General features: G+C 61.9%; 14 protein-coding genes, 1 tRNA gene and 4 pseudogenes. 14 read left to right on the top strand and 5 right to left on the bottom strand.

What is annotated here, in order from left to right; genetic code table 11:
• Positions 1 to 23: 23 nt before the first annotated feature.
• From ACVWZM_RS19565 to ACVWZM_RS19550, 4 genes and pseudogenes are all read left to right on the top strand, one after another.
• Positions 24 to 1,344: pseudogene (locus tag ACVWZM_RS19565) on the top strand (Hsp70 family protein).
• Positions 1,345 to 1,476: 132 nt separating this feature from the next.
• On the top strand, positions 1,477 to 3,066 hold the full coding sequence (locus ACVWZM_RS19560) for an ABC-F family ATP-binding cassette domain-containing protein (RefSeq protein ID WP_456854301.1): 1,590 nt from the start codon (positions 1,477 to 1,479) through the stop codon (positions 3,064 to 3,066).
• 865 nt (positions 3,067 to 3,931) lie between these two features.
• On the top strand, positions 3,932 to 4,519 hold the full coding sequence (locus ACVWZM_RS19555; RefSeq protein ID WP_253590533.1) for a flavodoxin family protein: 588 nt from the start codon (positions 3,932 to 3,934) through the stop codon (positions 4,517 to 4,519).
• 47 nt (positions 4,520 to 4,566) lie between these two features.
• Positions 4,567 to 4,686, top strand: a pseudogene (locus tag ACVWZM_RS19550) (sigma factor); the annotation flags it as partial.
• A 38-nt stretch (positions 4,687 to 4,724) separates the two neighbouring features.
• On the opposite strand, the gene ACVWZM_RS19545 reads toward ACVWZM_RS19550, so the two are convergent.
• Positions 4,725 to 5,954 carry a hypothetical protein gene (locus ACVWZM_RS19545; RefSeq protein WP_456856876.1) on the bottom strand — a complete coding sequence of 410 codons (1,230 nt, stop codon included), beginning with the start codon at positions 5,952 to 5,954 and terminating at the stop codon, positions 4,725 to 4,727.
• 383 nt (positions 5,955 to 6,337) lie between these two features.
• On the opposite strand from ACVWZM_RS19545, the gene ACVWZM_RS19540 reads away from it, so the two are divergent.
• From ACVWZM_RS19540 to ACVWZM_RS19520, 5 genes are all read left to right on the top strand, one after another.
• On the top strand, positions 6,338 to 7,075 hold the full coding sequence (locus tag ACVWZM_RS19540) for a thioesterase domain-containing protein (protein WP_456854299.1): 738 nt from the start codon (positions 6,338 to 6,340) through the stop codon (positions 7,073 to 7,075).
• A 100-nt stretch (positions 7,076 to 7,175) separates the two neighbouring features.
• Positions 7,176 to 7,715, top strand: coding sequence for an SGNH/GDSL hydrolase family protein (locus ACVWZM_RS19535; RefSeq protein ID WP_229191613.1), 540 nt, complete (start codon positions 7,176 to 7,178; stop codon positions 7,713 to 7,715).
• A 244-nt stretch (positions 7,716 to 7,959) separates the two neighbouring features.
• Positions 7,960 to 8,544 carry a protein-S-isoprenylcysteine O-methyltransferase gene (locus tag ACVWZM_RS19530; protein WP_456856713.1) on the top strand — a complete coding sequence of 195 codons (585 nt, stop codon included), beginning with the start codon at positions 7,960 to 7,962 and terminating at the stop codon, positions 8,542 to 8,544.
• 191 nt (positions 8,545 to 8,735) lie between these two features.
• The gene (locus tag ACVWZM_RS19525; protein WP_057020971.1) at positions 8,736 to 8,936 is read left to right on the top strand and encodes a hypothetical protein; all 201 of its coding nucleotides are present in this window, start codon (positions 8,736 to 8,738) and stop codon (positions 8,934 to 8,936) included.
• Between the two features lie 112 nt (positions 8,937 to 9,048).
• Positions 9,049 to 9,726, top strand: a complete 678-nt coding sequence (locus ACVWZM_RS19520) for a hypothetical protein (protein WP_253588530.1) — start codon at positions 9,049 to 9,051, stop codon at positions 9,724 to 9,726.
• 50 nt (positions 9,727 to 9,776) lie between these two features.
• On the opposite strand, the pseudogene ACVWZM_RS19515 reads toward ACVWZM_RS19520, so the two are convergent.
• Positions 9,777 to 10,104, bottom strand: a pseudogene (locus ACVWZM_RS19515) (GNAT family N-acetyltransferase); the annotation flags it as partial.
• On the opposite strand from ACVWZM_RS19515, the pseudogene ACVWZM_RS19510 reads away from it, so the two are divergent.
• Positions 10,072 to 10,284, top strand: a pseudogene (locus ACVWZM_RS19510) (IS481 family transposase); the annotation flags it as partial. The pseudogenes ACVWZM_RS19515 and ACVWZM_RS19510 sit on opposite strands and share 33 nt — an antisense overlap.
• A 166-nt stretch (positions 10,285 to 10,450) precedes the next feature.
• Positions 10,451 to 11,797 (top strand): IS5 family transposase, encoded by a 1,347-nt coding sequence (locus ACVWZM_RS19505; protein ID WP_456854297.1) that lies wholly within the window; start codon positions 10,451 to 10,453, stop codon positions 11,795 to 11,797.
• 58 nt (positions 11,798 to 11,855) lie between these two features.
• On the opposite strand, the gene ACVWZM_RS19500 is transcribed toward ACVWZM_RS19505, so the two are convergent.
• A tRNA-Ser gene (locus tag ACVWZM_RS19500) sits at positions 11,856 to 11,945 on the bottom strand.
• Positions 11,946 to 12,158: 213 nt separating this feature from the next.
• Here ACVWZM_RS19500 and ACVWZM_RS19495 point away from each other — a divergent pair.
• The gene (locus tag ACVWZM_RS19495; protein ID WP_456854295.1) at positions 12,159 to 13,022 is read left to right on the top strand and encodes an alpha/beta fold hydrolase; all 864 of its coding nucleotides are present in this window, start codon (positions 12,159 to 12,161) and stop codon (positions 13,020 to 13,022) included.
• Between the two features lie 468 nt (positions 13,023 to 13,490).
• Here the strand turns inward: ACVWZM_RS19495 and ACVWZM_RS19490 are convergent, their stop codons facing one another.
• Positions 13,491 to 14,648, bottom strand: a complete 1,158-nt coding sequence (locus ACVWZM_RS19490) for an ROK family protein (RefSeq protein ID WP_456854293.1) — start codon at positions 14,646 to 14,648, stop codon at positions 13,491 to 13,493.
• Positions 14,649 to 14,816: 168 nt separating this feature from the next.
• Positions 14,817 to 15,620 (bottom strand): SDR family NAD(P)-dependent oxidoreductase, encoded by an 804-nt coding sequence (locus ACVWZM_RS19485; protein ID WP_253588526.1) that lies wholly within the window; start codon positions 15,618 to 15,620, stop codon positions 14,817 to 14,819.
• 124 nt (positions 15,621 to 15,744) lie between these two features.
• On the opposite strand from ACVWZM_RS19485, the gene ACVWZM_RS19480 reads away from it, so the two are divergent.
• Positions 15,745 to 16,695 (top strand): GlxA family transcriptional regulator, encoded by a 951-nt coding sequence (locus tag ACVWZM_RS19480; protein ID WP_456854291.1) that lies wholly within the window; start codon positions 15,745 to 15,747, stop codon positions 16,693 to 16,695.
• A gap of 255 nt (positions 16,696 to 16,950) precedes the next feature.
• The gene (gene rplU, locus ACVWZM_RS19475) at positions 16,951 to 17,418 is read left to right on the top strand and encodes a 50S ribosomal protein L21 (protein ID WP_016847849.1); all 468 of its coding nucleotides are present in this window, start codon (positions 16,951 to 16,953) and stop codon (positions 17,416 to 17,418) included.
• Positions 17,419 to 17,465 lie beyond the last annotated feature (47 nt).

Here is a 17,465-nt window from a genome sequence, read left to right as displayed (position 1 = left end):
TTCACAGACAATCCGAGCATGACATGTCGAGCGCCCCGCCCGCCGTCTCGATTGGCGTCGATTTTGGGACCAGCAACACCGTGGGTCGCGCTGTCCGACGGCGATGGCCGCGTCGAGGCTGTTCGCTTCGACCACGGCGGCCGCACGCATAGCGTCTATGTGTCTGCGCTGTGCTTCTGGGAGGAGCGGCCGGGCGCGGGCCTGCATCCGCGCGCCGAGGGCGGCCCGTGGGCGATCGAGCAGTTCCTCGAGGGACGCACGATCCATCGCTTCATCCAGTCGTTCAAGACGTTCGCGGCAAGCTCGGCCTTCAACACCACCCAGATCTTCCGGCAACGCTACAAGTTCGAGGACCTGCTCGCGGCGTTCCTGCGCACGCTGACGCGCCATGCCGGCGAAGGATTCGATCTCGGCGCGCCGACCATCATGGTCGGCCGTCCGGTGAAATTTGCCGGCGGCAATCCCAATGACGAGCTCGCGATGCAGCGCTACCGCGCCGCATTCGAGCGGCTCGGCGCCGGCCATGCGCGCTATGTCTACGAGCCGGTCGGCGCGGCGTTCTCCTTCGCGCGCACACTGGACCACGATGCCACCGTGCTGGTCGCCGATTTCGGCGGCGGCACCAGCGACTTCTCCGTGATGCGGTTCTCGCGCAAGGGCGGCGTGCTGCGCGCCGAACCGCTGGGCCATGCCGGCATCGGCATCGCCGGCGACACCTTCGATTACCGCATCGTCGACCACATCGTCTCGCCGCGACTCGGCAAGGGCACCAGCTACCGCTCGTTCGACAAAGTGCTGCCGATCCCCAATCACTATTATTCGAGCCTTGCCCGCTGGCATCAGCTCGCGATGATGCGGGGCAATGGCGATTTGCGCGAGTTGCAGCAGCTCGCGCGCACCGCGCTCGATCCGGCGCCGCTGCAAGATTTCATTACCATCGTCGACCACGATCTCGGCTTCGCGCTTTATCGCGCCGTGTCCGACACCAAGGTCGCGCTGTCGAGCCGCGACCGTGTCGAGTTCCGCTTCGCCCGCGACGGCATCGATATCGGCGCCACAGTGACGCGCGACGATTTCGAATCCTGGATCGCCGACGACATCGAGCGGCTCGGCGCGACGGTGGACGAGGCGCTGGCCAAGTCGAGCATCACCGCGCGCGACGTCGAGAAGGTGTTTTTGACCGGCGGCACCTCGTTCGTGCCGGCCGTGCAGCGGCTGTTCGCCGAGCGCTTCGGCGCGGCACGGCTGACTTCGGCGGATCAATTCGAATCGATCGCCTACGGCCTCGCTTTGATCGGCCACACACCCGATCCCGACCGCTGGACCTTCGCCGAAGCCGCGTGACGGCTGGGTTCGCGCCTTGATCCCGGCTCAATAGACAACTACATCACGTCAATTATCAATCCACGAGGATGCCGGCGACCATGGATTTCACCCTGACAGCAACGCCCATCAGCTTTGCCCTCGGGGATATTCATGCCTGCATCGATCGCGCTTTCTCACCTGACCCTGTCCGCGCCTGACGGCCGGGTTCTCCTTTCCAATGTCGATCTGAATTTCGGACCTGAACGCACCGGCCTTGTCGGCAGGAACGGCGTCGGCAAGACGACGCTGCTCGACCTCATCGCGAGGGTGCGCACGCCGCAATCCGGCACGGTCTCGGTTCAGGGACGCGTCGGGATGCTGCATCAGACGGTTCAGCTAAAGCCGGATGAACGCGTCGTCGACCTGTTCGACGCGCGCCGCGCATTGGCCGCGCTACGTCGTGCCGAACAGGGCCTTGCGAGCTCCGAGGAGATTGCCGACGTCGACTGGACGCTCGATACGCGCATCGCGGCCGCGCTCGAGCGCGTCGGACTGAGCGATGCACTCGACGCGCCGCTGGCAGCGCTGTCCGGCGGCCAGGCCACCCGGGCGCGCCTCGCCGCCCTGACCTTCGCGCAGCCCGACTTTCTGTTGCTGGATGAGCCGACCAACAATCTCGACCGAGCGGGACGCGAGGCGGTGATCGACCTGCTCGCCGACTGGCGGCAAGGCGCCATCATCGTCAGCCACGACCGCGAACTGCTGGAGACGATGGATGCGATCGTCGAACTGACATCGCTGGAAGCCAGGCGGTACGGCGGCAATTGGAGCCAGTATCGCGCACGCAAGGCCATCGAGCTGTCGGCAGCACGACACGATCTGGCCGATGCCGAGAAGCGCGTCGCCGAGATCGACCGTAACACAAGAGAAGCCAACGAACGGAAGGCGCGCAAGGACGGCGCGGGTGCAAGGAAGCGCGCCAAGGGCGATCTGCCGCGCATCGCCGCCGGGCTGCGCAAGGACCGCAGCGAGGACAGCGGCGGCGAGAACGCCCGCCTCGCCGAACGACGGCGGACGCAAGCGCTCGAACTTGCCACCGCGGCGCGGCAACGCATCGAGGTGCTGCAACCGTTCGCGGTGCAGCTGCCCTCGACGCATCTGCCGGCGAGCAGGATGGTGCTGCGGATCGACGCGGCCGATGTCGGCTACGGCACGGAAGCGCCGATCCTGCGTGACGTCACCTTCTCCATGTCGGGTCCGGAGCGCGTCGCGATCACTGGCCCCAACGGTGCCGGCAAGACGACGCTGCTCAAGCTCGTCGGTGGCGACCTGACCGCGGCGCGCGGCACCGTCGAGGTGATGACCCGGTTCGCCGTATTCGATCAGGCGGTCAGCCTGCTCGATGCCTCGGCCTCCATCCTGGACAATTTCCGCCGCATCAATCCGGACGCCGGCGAGAACGCCTGTCGCGCGGCGCTGGCGCGATTCATGTTCCGCGCCGATGCCGCGCTGCAGGCCGTTGCGAGCCTCTCCGGCGGCCAATTGCTTCGCGCCGGTCTTGCCTGTGTGCTGGGCGGCGTGAGGCCGCCGCCTTTCCTGATCCTCGACGAGCCGACCAATCACCTGGATATCGAATCCATGGAAGCGGTCGAGGCCGGCTTGCGCGCCTATGACGGCGCGCTGCTGGTCGTCAGCCACGATGAGGCCTTCCTCGAGGCCATCGCGATCACGCGCAGACTGGATCTCGCGTCGTGGAGGTGACGCGGAGAGCGGAGCAATTGCCATTGCGCAATCAATGTTTCGAACGACGAAGATTGGTCAGGAAAGTGAACAGCCGAGCACGCGTCGCCTTGGGGTAGGTCGTAAGGCGCGGTGCTCGGCTGTCAGGCCGCGCGGCGGTGCGGCCATCCCGCCAGCCTCGCTTGTCCCCAAGCGCGAGGCCGTCGGAGCTGAATCTGGTCTGTTGCTAAATCCGCGCCGTCGAATGAAGCGCGTTTCTCCAAAGGGCAAATGCGACGAAGCCAGCGAGCAACAAAAAGCCGCCACCGGCCGCGATCAAGACATGCGCGAGCGTCATCTTGGAACATCCCAATTGAAAGGCTTCATGCGGAGCGATATGCGCCGCAACCTGGCAATCAAAAGCACTTCAAAATTGATTTGCCCCGCCGGCCGCCGCCGGACAGCCCGAAAGGTGGCTGGCACTGCGCTCTGCCCACCCTTCGATTTCAGAGCGGTCGTCCAGCCACTCGGCTGTTGCCGCTCATCGTGCGGTTCGTCACACCGCTCAACTGTCACGAGGATAATCGATAAAACTTTATCGACAATCGAAAGGAAAAATTAAGGTTACCGGCGCGACCGCGCGAGGTTCGACCTCGCTGCCGACACCCGGTGATGATGGATGGGATTGTCGGGGTCAACCTTCGGCGAGGTCGATCGCCCCCGACGCGACCGCGGCTCCCGCCAAAATATCGAAAACAACCCCATGCAAAGGAGCCGGCGGCCGCCGCTCCCGGCCTGCGTGGGGGTCAATTGGAGCAACATCCTCCGGACGAAAATTCGCAGGGCATGTCACGTTTCGACGCGCTGTCTTGTCTTGGCTTCTGCAAGGGCAGCAGCAGAGGACAGCATGCACACACTCGGAACCGGCGGCGGTCGCACCCTGATCGCAATCGTCTATCATAGCGCCTACGGCCATACCCGGCGGCAGGCGGAGGCCGTCAGGTCCGGCGTCCAGGATATCGATGGCGCAGAGGCGCTTCTGGTGCCCGTCGAGAACGTGGAACAGAACTGGGATCGGCTGATGGATGCGGAAGCGCTGATCTTCGGCACGCCCACTTACATGGGCGCCGCCTCCGCGGCCTTCAAAGCCTTTCAGGAAGCAACTTCACGCGCGGTGATGTCCAAAGGCTATCGCTGGAAAGACAAGCTCGCGGCAGGCTTCACCAATTCGGGGGCACACGCCGGCGACAAGCTGTCCACATTGATCCAGCTTGCATTGTTCGCCGCGCAGCATGGGATGCATTGGGTCAATCTCGATCTGCCCCCAGGGAACAACTCCGCATCGGGATCGGAAGCCGATCCGAACAGGCTGGGATTTTGGCTGGGAGCCGGCGCGCAATCGAACACCGACGAGGGTGCGGACACCGCGCCGCCGGGATCCGATCTCGCAACCGCCGGTCACCTGGGAAAGCGGGTCGCGAAAACCGCGCTTTAGTTCGTGCGCGGCCGTGACGCGGCCACGGCGACCGTTCGGGCAGCGTCATGAACGATGCAGCCGAAGCGTCGGCGGCCGAAATCTTCACCGAGCTGCGTCCGCGCCTGATCCGGCTAGCCTATCGGATGCTGGGCTCGGTCGCGGACGCGGAGGATGTCGTGCACGACGGATGTCGTGCACGACGCCTGGCTGCGCTGGCTCGCGTCTATTCTCGGCATGACGGATCCAGCCGATCATCAACTTTGGTCGTCATCACCGAACCGTCCGCGTCGAACAGGCCAACCGCTCCGCACGGTGAAGTCGAAACGTCGAAATCGAGCGGACCGCAAGTAATCATGCAATAGTCGTAAGCCGAACGTTGATCGTTTCCCATTAGAAACTGATAGTGAATCTGCATAAAATCGAATCGATGACGTCTGAAGCGGATTGGACTTATCATTGAATGTATTTGGACGCGCCGAATCCTTGGGTGGCCACCTGAATGGTCTCGACTGACACGTTTCAGAGTGACGGGGTCGAAGCGATAGAAGCTGATTGCGTCATCTCGAGCCTGGTATTCGACCCAGCCTATCGCAGACGTTCCGGCCACAAGTTGCGCCGCTTTCCGTATTTGGCCGCCCATCGGATGCAGCGCGAATTTAGGAATGGTAGCGCCCACCGTGAGAACGCATAGTTTGGGTCCACACGTTTCGAGCGGAGGATCCGATTTCAGCGCGCGCGCCACCGCCGCAATTGTGAGCGCTGCGCCGAGGGAGTGGCCAACAATCAGAACTTCATCAACTTCTGCGGCCCGAACCGTTCTTGATATCAGGTTCGCAAAAGCGCCGAGCCGCTCGTCAAGTTTGTTCTTCTGCCCGTAAAGAAATTGGTGGGAGAAAATGGCATCATCGAGAATGTGATTTATCCTACGCTTTGGTCCGATCCAGAGCATCGCGCCGACGAAGATGGCAAGCGACAAAGAAAGTCCAAGCAGTAATTCGATCCAAAATGTAGCGTGTATGAGCCTGATCACCAGATATGACAGCCCAAGGCTGCAAAATGCGATCAATAGCAAGCAGCAATATGGAAAGATGAAAAAGACAGCGTACTTCCAGCTCGCGATCGCATATCTAAATATTGTTCCCGTCACGATGAAGTCGAATAGCGCTTTCAAGGATTGAACGAGACGAGACACGAAGCCGGCTTTCGAATCGCACCGAATGAGATCATCCCAGCGGAGTATTTCGAAGGTGACGTGAGTTTTCCAGTTTGGCCCCCATGCTTCCAGGCTGCATGAAGCACTAATTGCAGACGTGTTCGATATCTCCGACAGCCGTGAAGAAGCGCCCCAAATCTTTTGGAAGCTCGAGAGCGAGCGCCGCAAGCGCTCGACCTGCTCTTCGGGGGTGATTGGATCGTAACCACCAATGTGAAAGACGTGCCGTCGTCGAATCATCCAGCAGCTCGAATTCTGTAAAGATATTGATCGGCGCTCATTCTGTAAGACGGAAATGCATGGACACTTTGGCGCTACTCCTCGTTGACCGCAGCCCTTGGCGAACCTGACATGGATGATGCGGATCTCGGCTTGTAAAATTACCACTTCGTCCGCGGGGTGGCACTCGTTGAGTTTGGCTTTGAGCAAAAAAGCGCAGGGCGCCGGAGTCACTGACAGTAGAGGGTCCTGACGGTCGCGGCACGATCGCTTTCTTCGTGTGGCAAATCCGCGACAGCGAGCCAATTGCGCGCCTCAACGCGTTTTTCGAAGCCGTTCAGGATTGTCACGATTCGTAAGTCTGATTTAATGCGTCTCGACCTGAGGTGGCGGGGATTCTGACAATGGAGAGATTGCGTTGCAGCACGGCGCTGATTTGCGCCGGCTTGACGATTCTTTTGGCAAGCAGTCTGCTTTTGAACAATGGGGCTCAGGCGAAGCCCGGAACGGCGGTGGCGCTTAGATCGACAAATTCGCCCGCTCGACTGCACTCTTCTGCGGCGCACGTTTATTTATTCCGCGGATTGTTGAACGTCTTTTCTTTGGGCATGGACGACCTTGCCGCTCAGTTGCAAGCGGCTGGCGTTGTCGCGGCTGTCGCAAATCACACTCAATGGAGAAGCGTCGCCGACGAAATCATCGTAAGATATAGGGCAGGCCAGCGCGGGCCTATCATACTGGTGGGGCACTCTCTTGGTGCAGATGCCGTGATGTCGATGGCGGAGCACCTTGGCCAAATGGGCGTGCCGGTTGCTTTGGTCGTCCCATTCGACGGAACATCGTCGCATATGGCATCGGCCAACGTAGGGCGCGTTCTAAATCTGTACAAAAATGAAGGCGTTAGAATAGGTCGCGGACCCGGCTTCCGCGGCGAGCTGACGAATTTCTATGTTCGTAATGCAAACGTCACTCACTTCAACATCGATAAAGACACGGCGTTGCATAGCATGGTTCTACGAAAGATCAGGGCAATCGCATCGGCTGTCGCGCGCCCACGAAGAAATCAGAGTCCTTCGAACCCGTTTCATCTGCAGCCCGAGCTTCGACCAACTCTTAGCATACCGTCCAAAAGGACAGTTTGAAGTTGGCGTTGACGCAAGATGTGAGGCTTTAGATTGGGTCCCTGCAGGAGCCCGGTGTCGGTGTTGTTTTTGCTTAGCACTTTAGGCCGGGAGAAAGTCAGTGACGCCATTTAGAAAGCTCTCAGCCGCCATCGCCATTTGTTGCGTGGCGGCCGTGTGTGCAGCCTTCACAAAGCCGATTCATATCGTGGCAGTCGGCGCAAGCAACACCCAAGGCTGGTACGTTGGGAGGCAAGGCGCTTACCCGGCCAAGCTAGAAGCCCTGCTGAGAGAGAAGGGCGTCAATGCGACCGTCGCCAATGCCGGAGTTCCCTTTGACACCACCGCCGGCATGTTGAAGCGCATTGATAGCGACGTGCCAAAGGGAACCGACATCGTCATCTTGCAGCCTGGAGGCAACGATAGGCGCTTCCTTGTCACGAAGGAGCAGCGGGCGGCCAACATCGCGGCGATGGAGCGACGGCTCCGTGATCGCGCCATCAAAGTCATTTTGTACGACGAAGAGATTCCTCCGCAGTATTACGCTTTCGATCTTATTCACCTCACGGCTGCCGGGCATGCTTTCATAGCGTCGCAATTGCTCCCGCGAGTGTTGGAGATAGACCGGAGAGCCACCGTGCCTCCGCCGCGCGCGAGATAGAAAAAGCCTTGCCATGCCGGCATTGTGCTATCCGGTTCGATAGAGCGAACCGGGCGACGCATCCACCCAGGATCCACCTGTCGGACTGCCAACTAATCGGTGGAAACGACCCGCAAGCCCTGTATGATTGGTTCATGCCGGTCTGTGGACGTGCTTCTGTCAGATCTCAGACGCTCGCCAAGGATGCTATCCTTTCGATGATCGGCGAAGATGGCGCGCCAGCGAAACAAGCGCGTGGTCCATGATGACGCCCGGTATTGCCAAGCTCGTGTTCGTGATGATGGCGGTCGGTTGGTATCTCATCCGCTACAGACACGCGCGTCGTGCTCGCCGTGAAAAGGTCGCGAGAAGCGCCCGAGGCTCGCGCGAAAACACCCTGCTGCTGATATCGCTCACGGGTCTTGGCATTGTGCCGCTCGTCTACATCGCAACGGCCATGCCTCATTTCGCATCATACGCTTTCCGGCCAGCTCAAGCCTGGCTGGGTGTTTTCGTCGCGGTTGCGGCGCTGGTCATGTTCCGGCTGACCCACCGAGCTCTTGGTCGGAATTGGTCCTTAAGCCTCGACGTGCGGGAAAATCATCGCCTGATCACAGACGGTATTTATCGGACAGTTCGCCATCCTATGTATACTGCATTCTGGCTTTGGGCTGCTGCTCAGGCATTGCTCCTTCCGAACTGGGTGGCCGGTTTCGCAGGCCTGATCGGATTTGGAACCTTGTTTTTCGGGCGAGTTGCCCGAGAAGAGCAGATGATGCTGGAAGCCTTCGGCGACGAGTATCGCGAATATATGGCCCGGACCGGACGCCTTTTACCGAGGCTGTTCTGAGCCGGCCACAAGAGACTCCTCTCGCCGAACTCACGTCCGGATACTCACACAAAGCAATAATGCCGTGCCGTTTTTGTCACACTCGGCAAGGAAATGACCGCGCAAGCGCCAGCTTTGCTACAGCGTTAATTACGCCATGGCCTTTAGAGGGTAGGCTGTTCATGTTCACGCTACCCATCTCGGAGATCACGATGTTGAAGTTCCTGGTTGCTGGAGTTGCGACGTTTGGTTTTGTGGCTGCCGCCAGCGCGGCAGATCTTCCTCATCCGCAGCCGGTTACTGCTACGGCTCCGGTTGGCAAGATGCCGATCGGCAAGTATCCGGTTGGCAAGTACCCCGTCGGTAAGTACCCGGTTGGAAAAGCTCCTGCTCCGATCGTGACGAAGGGTTAGCTCGAGGATCGCTCAGTCAGCGCACGCTTTAGTTTTGCTGAAGGCGCTGCTTGGGGCCGACTACCCTTGTGAGGGCTTGAACGTGCCAGAATCCAATCGGACACGGGGCGGCTTGTGGCTGCTTCCCGGAATTGGTGTCATTGTGGCTTCCGTGACTTTGGGAGCCGGCATCGGTCATGCGCAGCAATTGGCTGCGCAAACGGATCAAGCGCCGCTGCGGCAGGACAAGCCGCGTAAGCCGTCGACGAGGTCGGTTGTGGCAACGGCCGTCGCGGGTTCAAGCGGTCCCGCTTCCGGAGCAGCCGCGAAGCCGGTTCGAAGGTCCTCGGCCAAAGGGCCGTACTACGTCGACTTTCGTGCCCGCACGGCGGCTTCTTATGGGCATGCGTTTGTTTGGTACGGCAAGACAAGCGAGAAGCAGGTCGAAGTCGCCGGGCTGCACCCGGCGGGCGATGTCCTGCCTTATGTGCTCGGACATCTTACTTGGGTGCCCTCCGAGACCGGAGCGAGCTACGGCGACCTTGACGAGCAGTATCTGACGGCCAGCTATCGCGTGTACTTGAGCGAGGCCGACGCGAAGAAGGTCTTTGCGTACATCAAGCACCTCCAGGCGACCTCGCCTGTTTGGAATGCGGAAACGACCAATTGCACGGCCTTTATTGGTCGCATCGCCAACTTCATGGGCCTGAAGGCGCCATTCCATTTGTTGAAGCCTGAGGAATACGTAAATCAGTTGAGAGAGTTGAACGGCGGGCGCCAAACGGCGCAGTTGGCTGATTCGGATCGCTAGTTTTCCCGCTAAGGCTGTTCGAAATACCGGGAGGTCGAGGCTGTAGCGGATCGCGCTGCCGCAAAGGTCCAGTTGCGCAAGGCAAGCGCCGCCTCAGTGGCGTAGCCTTGTCCGTCATAGAGCAGCCAGCCAAGCTCCTGCTCCGGAAACAGCGGTCCATGGTTGATGCCGACCTGGCCGACGCACTGCTTCGAAGCCGTGACCTCAATCATCAACGCGCCATGGCCGAACAAGCTGCCAGCACGCTAGGTCGTGGCAAAACATCCCCCACGCCGCGCGCACATCGATCGGGCCGCCCATTCCGGCCGATCGGAGCGAGGCCAGGAACGCCTGATCGGCGGGGAACTCGTCACCGCCTGTGGACGGCTCTGCCTGCATCGCAAGCGCATCAACCTCTCCACCGTGCTGGCTGGACAAAAACTCGGCATCAAGGAGGTCGACGACGGCATTTGGCTCGTCAGCTTCATGCACTATGATTTGGGATACTTCGACCTGGAGCAGAAAACCCTGCAACCCCTCGACAACCCGTTCGGCACGAGGCTGTCACCCATGTCTTAGTCGGCTGTGAACAAGCCTGTAAGCGATTGAGGGGGAATCTGTTTTTGGGATTTGATGGCGTTTGAGATTGCAGGGATTTGAGGCTTGATGGCCGCAAACCTTGCAAATTCGTTTTGTGGATTCCTCTCTGCTGTGAACCGTGCTTCTGTGGTGCATCGGAGGGACGATGCGGCCGAAGAAGCACAAGACGACGGGATCGAACGATCTGTTCCGGGCACGGCTGGACCAGATCATCAACATGAAGCACGAGCTCGTTCTGCTTGCCGGCAAGATCGACTGGGACTGGATCGACGGCGAGATCGCGCCGCTCTACAGCGAGAGCGGCAGGCCTGGGATCGAGACCCGCTTCATGATCGGGCTGCTGTTGCTCAAGCACATTTACGGGCTGTCCGATGAGGGGGTGTGCGAACGCTGGGTCCACGATCCGTACTTCCAGCTCTTCACCGGCGAAGAGTTTTTCCAGCACGTTTTCCCGCACGAGCGCTCGGACCTGAGCCATTGGCGCAAGCGGCTCGGCGACAAGCTGGAGCGGTTGTTGGCCGAGAGCCTTCGGGTGGCGCACGAGGCCGGTGCGTTACGCAGCCAGGACCTCAAGCGGGTCACGATCGACACCACAGTGCAACCGAAGGCCATCAGCTTCCCGACCGACGCCAAACTGCTGCATGCAGCGATCCGGGGGCTGAACCGTCTGGCGAGGAAGCACGGGGTCAGGCTGCGGCAATCCTATTGTCGCGTGGCAAAAAGCGCGGCGATGATGGCGGGCCGTTACGCTCACGCCAAACAGTTCAACCGGCAGCAGCGGCAGCTGCGTATCCTGCGCAGCCGGCTGGGTCGGATCATCCGCGACATTCGTCGCAAGATCGAAGGCCAGGCGACGCTGGAGGAGGCGTTCGCCCTTCCGCTTGGTCGGGCCACGCAGATCCGATCGCAGCAGCAGCGCCAGCGCGGCTTCAAGCTCTATTCCTTCCATGCCCCGGAGGTGGAATGCATCGGCAAGGGCAAGGCCGCCGCACCTTACGAGTTCGGCGTGAAGGCCTCCATCGTTACCAACAATCGCCGCGCCCCCGGCGGCCTGTTCGTGCTGCATGCCAGGTCGCTGCCCGACAACCCTTACGACGGTCACACGTTGCGGGACGTTATGGACCGCACCGAGACACTCACCGGCTGCGCGATCGAGCGGGCCTATGTCGACAAGGGCTACCGCGGCCACGACGCGCAAAATCCCCGCCGCGTCTTCATCTCCGGCCAGAAGCGCGGTGTCTTCGGCGCCATCAAGCGCGAGCTGCGCCGCCGCTCCGCCATCGAGCCCATCATCGGACACCTCAAGGCTGAAGGACACCTCGGCCGGTGCTACCTCAAGGGCCGCGCCGGCGATGCCGCCAACGTCGTCCTCTCAGCCGTCGGCCACAACTTCCGTCGCATCCTCGCCTGGTTCAGAGAACTTTTGCGCCTATTGTTGGTCTCGCTCTGGCACACGCTCAACTGCCCAGCTCAGCTCAATCCGGCTTCTTAACGGTCGACGTCTTAGGTACGACCTGTTACCCATGTCTCCGGGCTGGACAATTGAAGGGTGGCGGAGAGGGAGGGATTCGAACCCCCGATAGGCTTGCACCTATGCCGCATTTCGAGTGCGGTGCATTCAACCACTCTGCCACCTCTCCGATGGCCCGGGTGATTTGCGCCACCCGCGGTCGGGGCGTGTTCTAGGCGAGGATGGCGGGCCAGACAAGGCGCTGCAATAATATTTCCGTCACCCGCGCCTCGCGCCACCAAAGCACCAGGACGGCCGGAGAAAGGGCGCGGAAACAAAGCGCTAGCAGAACGGTTCTGGCTCGATCGGCGCGCGAGCGAACCAGCCGGAGCAGGAGCGGGCCATGGAGCATGTGACGATTCGAGCCAATGGCGCGGCGTTCCACGTCGCGCGGACCGGGACGGGCAAGCCGCTGCTGCTGTTGCACGGCTGGCCGGAGTTCTGGCTGACCTGGAAGCCTGTCATGGCGCGCCTCGCCGGCCGCTACACCCTGATCGCCCCCGACCTGCGCGGCTTCGGCGACAGCGACAAGCCCGAAGGCCCCTATGGCCCCGATCAGCATACCGACGACATGCTGGCGCTGCTGGACGCGCTCGGGATCGACAAGGCCGGCGTGGTTGGCCACGACGTCGGTGGCGCCGTGATGCAGCCCCTCGCCCGCAAGGCGCCCGAGCGCATCGCCGGATTGTTTTTCTTCGATTTCGTCTATCCCGGCATCGGGCCGCGGATGGCCGCGCCCGACCGGCTGAACCACATCTGGTACCAGTCGTTCCACCATATGGAGATGGCGCCGGCGCTGGTCGGCGCCAACAGAGACAGCTGCCGCAGCTATATCGGCCATTTCCTGCACAACTGGTCGCACCGCAAGGCTGCGTTCGACGACGTGATCGAGGACTTCGCCGACAACTTCTTCAAGCCCGGCAATCTCGCCGGCGGCTTTGCGCATTATCGCGCGTCGCATGCGGCGCGCGTGAGGATGATGCAGGGCGAAGCCCCGGCGCTGCCGCCGATCACTGTTCCGACCTGCATTCGCTGGGCCGAGCACGATCCGCTGTTTCCCTATGCCTGGACCGACCGATTAGGCGAGACCTTCTCCAATCTGGACCTTGGGATGTTTCCCGATGTCGGGCATTTCCCGCATCGCGAGGACCCCGACCGCGCGGCCGCCGAGATCGCCGGCTTCTTCGGGCGGATCAATTGGAAGTAGAAGTGGTGGGACCGCCAGGACGCGACAAAAACTGGCGGTCCCGTGCCGCTTCTTAATATTGCTGGCCGGGAAGTGCGGCTTCGCCGGTCGGCGGGAGCGACACGGTCCACGGTAGCGACCGACGTCGAAACGGCAACGCGAACCCGATCTTAACCTAACCGATCAACCTTACCGTGCGTAATCCGCGGCCGCTGGATCTGCGGATGGAGGTGCCCCGGATTTCGCGGAGCCTGTCATCGGGCGCGCATTCGCGCGACCCGTTGGCTGCATCCGGGCTACGCATGCTTACCTCCCCTTGAAAAGGGGAGGTCGCTTTGCTCGCCAGAGCAAAGCCGGTGGGGATCTGCTCTCTCCGCAAACAGCATCGCCTGCGGCCGACCCCCATCCCGACCTTCCCCCTTTCAGGGGGAAGGAGAAGGCAGACCGTAGCCCGGATGGAGCGCGCACGAACGCTGCAGCCCGCGCGGCTCAGGCATCGGCCTTCCTGGCTTTTTTGGCCTTTTTCTCGTTCTTTTCGCTCTCGTCGTCCGTGTCTTTCTTCTCGGCCTTCTTCTCGTCCTTGCCGTTCTCCCGCTTGCGATTGGTGTAGCGGGCATTGCCAAGCCCGGTTCCGATCGTCAGCACGCCCCAGCGCGCGACGTCCTGCATGAACGGGACCTCGGCCAGCCCCTGCACCACGCCGTCATTATGCATCACGATCGCGGTGTCATGATCGCCGATCTGCGGGATCGCCTCGACCAGACTCGCCGGCAAGTTGAACTTGCTGCTCTCCCAATTGCCGGGCAGGTTCTGCGCACCTTTTTCGATCGATCCGTCCTCATTGATGACGCCGGGACAGGCGATGCCGATGAACGGCGCGAGCTTGAGATTCTCCTTCTCGGCGGCGGCAATCAACTCCTTCAGCATCTTCACCAGCCGCTTCACCGCGCCCTCGCGCGTCGGCTCGTCATCGGCGTGGCGCCACAGCTCCGATTTCCAGACCGCCGCCTTGGAGAGATCGGGCGCCTTCTTCCAGCGCGACTCGACCACGCCGCAGCGGATATTGGTGCCGCCGATGTCGACGGCGAGGACGCCGTCATGGGCCTCGAAAATCCACGATGGCGCCAGATGCAGCGTGCCGATCAGGCCGGCATCGTCGGGGTGAAAGCGGATCGGCAGCAAATCGACCTTGAAATCCTCCGACTTCAGGATGATCTCGGTGCGTGCGATGGCGAGCTCGCCGAGCCTGGAGTCGCGGAAGCCGCCGCCGACCACGATGCGCTCGGTCTTGGCCCAGGCCTTGGTGTTGAGGAAGCGCCGCGTCACATGGGCGAGCTCCTGCGCAAACTCCTCGATGGCGCTGTGCACGACCGCCGAGGCCTCGGTGTCGTCGCCGACCAGCAGCTCATCGAGCTTCTTCTTGCTGATCTTGTCCGACGGCTCGTCGCCGAACGGATCCTCGTCCGATTTGCGCAGCGGCTTGCGCCAACGGTCAAGGATCTTGCGGAACGCGCCCTTCGAGGCGCGATCGCCGAGAAAGCCCTCGTCGTCCTTCAGCTCGATGTTGAAGCTGTCGATGTCGACAGACGGCAACCGCGCGGCACCGTGGTGCGCGATGCCGGTGGTCAATCCAGTGTCTTCGGCCATTTGCCCGTGCCTGCCCGCTTGAGGGTCCCAGAACTATTTCTTGAGCATGATCTTTTCGGAAAACCGCTTCACACTTTTCCGGATCATGCTGTAACGGTCGGGAACTCAAATGGTTGCGTCCCGCGTTCGGGCACTCGGCCTGCGCGGGACGCAATTTTCGCAAGGGCGTCAGGCGGCCTTCACCCCATAGCGGACCGCAGGCGTGCTGCGCGACAGGTTCGGCATCAGCTTCTGGCGGGCCGCCTCATAGGCCTGCCAATCGGCAGCCTCCGGCAGCGACGGCACGGTGATGACTTCGCCCTGGTCGAGACCGGCGAGCGCGGCGTCGACCATGTCCTCGGCCTTCATCACGATCTCGCCGGGCAGATGCTCGACCGGCGTACCGGCCACGCCCCAGAATTCGGTCGCGGTGGCGCCCGGCAACACCGCCTGGACCCGGATGTTCTTGTCCTTGAGCTCGTGCTGCAACGATTGCGTCAAGGCGAGGACGAAAGCCTTGCTGCCGCCGTAGACGCCGTTGAGCATCTCCGGCGCGACGCCGACCACCGAGGCGATGTTGACGATGGTGCCGCCGCCGCGCGCGACGAATCCCGGCACCGCCGCATAGGTCAGGCGCATCAGCGCGTCGACATTGAGCGCGATCAAGTCGCTCATCTTGTCGACATCGGACGCGAGCAGCGGCGCGGTCGCACCGACGCCCGCATTGTTCACCAGCACGCTGATGCCGGTATTGCTGCGCAGAATGGATTCGATCCGTGACACGTCGCCGCGCTTGCCGAGGTCGGCGGCAACGATCTCGATCGATCGGCCTGTCTCCGCCGACAGACGCTTGGCAAGCCCATCGAGGCGCTCGCGGTTGCGTGCGACGAGGATCAGATCGTAGCCACGCCGTGCGAGCCGGTCCGCGTAGATGGCACCGATTCCGGACGACGCACCGGTAACGAGCGCCGTTCCTTTGGCTGACTTGGTCATGTTGGTCTCCTGTTTGACCTGGGCGGCCGGTTTTGGCCGCGGCTCAAGTTTTACAAGCCCCCTTGCATGGCTCAAATGTCATATATACACCTTTTTAGGACATGTATCGTGGCTGGAGGGTTCCATGCAGGAGATCGGCTTCGTCGTCTTCCCGGGCTTCCAGGTGATGGGCTTCACCGCCATCACCGCCTTCGAGATCGCCAATCTGGTGGCGGGTGAAAATTTCTACCGGGTCACACTGCTGTCCGAGAATGGCGGCCCGGTGCGGTCATCCGCGGGCTTCAATGTCGAGACCGAAGCGTTCAGCGCGCGCAGCTTCGACACGCTGTTCGTCGGCGCGGGCACCGAGCTGCATCCAGCGTCACCGAAGCTGACCGACTATGTTCGCCGCGCCCTGACGGCGTCACAGCGCATCGCCGCGCCCTGCGTCGGCGCCTTCTCGCTCGCCGAAGCCGGCCTGCTCGACGGCCGGCGCGTCTCCACGCATTGGCAATACGCCGCCGAGCTGCAGGCGCGCTTTCCCAAGCTGAAAGTCGAGCAGGACCGCATCTACATCGTCGACGGGCCGATCTGGACCTCGGCCGGCATGACCGCGACGATCGATCTGGCGCTGGCGATGGTCGAGCATGACCTCGGCGTCGAGGTCGCCCGTTCGGTGGCACGCAAGCTCGTCGTCTATCACCGCCGCACCGGCGGACAGTCGCAGTTTTCGGCGCTGCTCGAGCTCGACCCGAAATCCGATCGTATCCAGAACGCGCTCAAGTACGCCAAGGCGCATCTGCGCAACGAGCTCTCGGTCGAGGAGTTGGCCGCCGTCGCACGGCTCAGCCCGCGCCAGTTCAGCCGCGCCTTCCGTTCAGAGACCGGCCAGTCACCGGCCAAGGCGATCGAGCACCTTAGGGTCGAGGCGGCGCGCGAATTGATCGGTGACGGCCGCCATTCGATGGACGAAATTGCCGTAGAGACCGGCTTTGCCGACCGCGAACGGATGCGGCGGGCGTTCTTGCGGGTGCTGGGCCAGCCGCCCCAGACCATCCGACGCCACGCGAGGATCGCGGCCCAGGCGCAGGCTTGAGCCGCCAATCTCGGCCAAAACCATGCCAAACCCTTCATTTTTGGCCGGTTTTTGCCCTGCTTTACCTTGACTCTCGGTCGTTTGCGGCTATAAGTCCCCCCATCCGGCGCGGGGATTTCTCGCGCCGATCGTTTTTGTGCGGACCATTTGGGAATTCATTCCCTTCGCACGAGACACGCAACCCATAGCGACTGAACAAAAAGCCGACCCGGGCGAATCGTCCGAGGCCGGGATCGAACACGAAGGAATCAAACGATGTTCGCAGTCATCAAAACCGGCGGCCGGCAATACCGTGTCGTTCCGAATGATGTACTCGAGATAGGCAAGATCGCCGGCGATGTCGGCACGATCGTGCAGCTTGGCGAAGTTCTGGTGCTCGGCGGTGACACGCCGGTGCTGGGAACGCCCACCGTCGCAGGCGCGTCCGTTGCAGCCGAAGTGCTGCAGCACAAGCGCGGCGCCAAGGTGATCGCGTTCAAGAAGCGTCGCCGCAAGAATTCACGCCGCAAGCGCGGCTATCGCGACGAACTCACGGTGCTTCGCATCACCGAGATCCTCGCCGATAACGCCAAGCCGACCGTCGGCCCGCGGCCGAAGAAGGAAAAGGTCGCAGCGCCCGCCGATGGCGAGGATGCAGCGCCAAAGGCGGCCAAGAAGAAGGCGCCCGCAAAGGCGCCGGCCGCCAAGAAGGCTCCGGCCAAGAAGGCCGCGGCCAAGGCTTAAGAAGAAGTGATCGTCGCGCTTTCAGATGTGAAGCGTGACAAAACGTG

The organism is Bradyrhizobium sp. USDA 4501, from assembly GCF_054062115.1.
Note: the sequence above shows the minus strand (reverse complement) of the source record. Positions and strands in the feature narration are given on the sequence as shown.